The following is a 1,799-nucleotide window of genomic DNA, read 5'->3' on the forward strand; positions in this document are numbered from 1 at the left end:
AGGCGCCGGCGGCGCGCCGGTACGGGCGTACCGGTCCAGCAGCACCAGCAGTGCGGCGGGCGCGCGGCCCAGCGCGTCGAGCGCGGCGGCCCGGTCGTGCGGCTGACCACTGTCCGTCACCTGGCGCAGCGCGGCGAGCAGTTCCACCGCGTCCGCACGGCGACCGCCGCCGGCCACCCGGGCGCACCACACATCCCAGCGGCCGGTGTCCACGGCCGCGGGTGCGGATCGCGCCCGCCGTTTGCGCAGCAATCCCGCCTCCACGGCTAGCCCGGTCCTTCCGGACCAGGATCGCGCGGCGGGGGGCGGGGACCAAGGTGGTCCGGCCGGACTTTGCCCTAATAAGACTAACGGGAGAAATGACGAGTCAGGGCCCGGAGGACGAACCTCCGGGCCCTGACGCGTCATTGGTAGCGGGGACAGGATTTGAACCTGCGACCTCTGGGTTATGAGCCCAGCGAGCTACCGAGCTGCTCCACCCCGCGTCGTTGTGTGCTCAGCTTAGACCACCGGGGCTGACCTCACCAAATCGCTTACGAGGGCGGCCCGAACGCCCCGCCGCACGCCCGCGACGGGCGCCCGGCCGGGCGCCGGGCCCTCCGGAGAAGGCCCGGCGCAGCCGGCCTCGGGGCGGTCAGGCCGTCAGCTCGTGGGCCACCGCGTCGGTGAGACGGGCCGCCCGCTCGGCGACCTCGGCCGGGCCGCAGCTGATGGCGCGGGCGCACCAGGACTGGGCCTCGGCCAGGGAGCCGCGGCGGGCCGAGAGCAGGGCCATGCGGAGGGCGGCGCGGCCGTGGCCGGCGTTGGCCGCACGGGTCCACCACAGCGCCGCCTCCGGCTCGCTGCCCTCGCGGGCCAGCAGCAGCCCGAGGTTGAAGGCGCCGTTGCGGGAGCCCGCTTCGGCGGCCAGCCGGTACCAGCGGGCGGCGTCCACCACGTCGCCGCGCTTGGCCGCGCACATGCCGAGCCGTACTTGCGCCCGGCGGTGCCCCTGACGGGCGGCCCGCTCGTACCACTCCTCCGCCTCCACCGAACCCGATCCGGCGACCTCCGCGTCGTCCTCCCGCTCCCTGCGGTCCAGCAGCGCGCCGAGCCGGAACGCCGCTTCGGGGCTGCCGCCGCCGGCCGCGCACCGCAGATGCCGCTCCGCGCCGTGGTGGTCGCCCTCCTGCTGGAGCGCTATGGCCACCTGGAGGGCGGCCTCGGCGTGCCCGGACGCGGCGGCGCGCTCGTACCAGCGGCGGGCGGTGTTCTCGTCACCGCGGGCGGCGTGCAGGATGCCCAGGTTGAAGGCGGCGTCGATGCTGCCCGCCTCGGCGGCCTTGGACAGCCAGGGCTCCGCCCCGGCCGCGTCACCGCGCTGGAGCAGCAGCACGGCCAGCGCGTTGGCGGCTTCGCGGTGCCCGGCGTAGGCGGCCTTGCGATACCACTGCTCGGCCTGCTGGCTGCGGCTCTGGCCGGCGCACAGCAGCCCGAGGTTGTACGCGCCGTTGACATCGCCCGCCTCCATGGCGGTGCGGTACCAGCGCTCGGCGGTCTGCGTCTCGCCCTCCTCGGCGTGCAGCGCGCCGAGCGCGTTGGCCGCGTTGCCGTCGCCGGCCTGCGCCGCGCGGCGCCACCAGGTGGCGGCCTGGTCGAGGTCGCCGGCGTCGCGCAGCAGGAAGCCCAGCGCGCAGGCGGCCCGCGCCTCGCCGTCCCGGGCCGCGGTCAGGTACCAGTGGCCGGCCTCCTTCAGCTCGCCGCGCTCCTCCAGCAGGGTGCCCAGCCGCAGCGCGGCCCGCCGGTGGCGGCGGGCGGCG

General features: G+C 76.7%; 1 protein-coding gene, 1 tRNA gene and 1 pseudogene. All 3 read right to left on the reverse strand.

Annotated features, from left to right (window positions below):
* Positions 1–264 (reverse strand): annotated as a pseudogene (locus GA0115240_RS06445) (hypothetical protein); the annotation flags it as partial.
* 144 nt (positions 265–408) lie between these two features.
* Positions 409–485, reverse strand: a tRNA-Met gene (locus GA0115240_RS06450).
* A 149-nt stretch (positions 486–634) separates the two neighbouring features.
* The coding region (locus tag GA0115240_RS06455; protein WP_141708749.1) for a tetratricopeptide repeat protein at positions 635–1,799 on the reverse strand (1,165 nt) is incomplete at its 5' end.

This window comes from Streptomyces sp. DvalAA-14, assembly GCF_900091855.1.
In the GTDB taxonomy this organism is placed as follows: Bacteria; Actinomycetota; Actinomycetes; order Streptomycetales; family Streptomycetaceae; genus Actinacidiphila.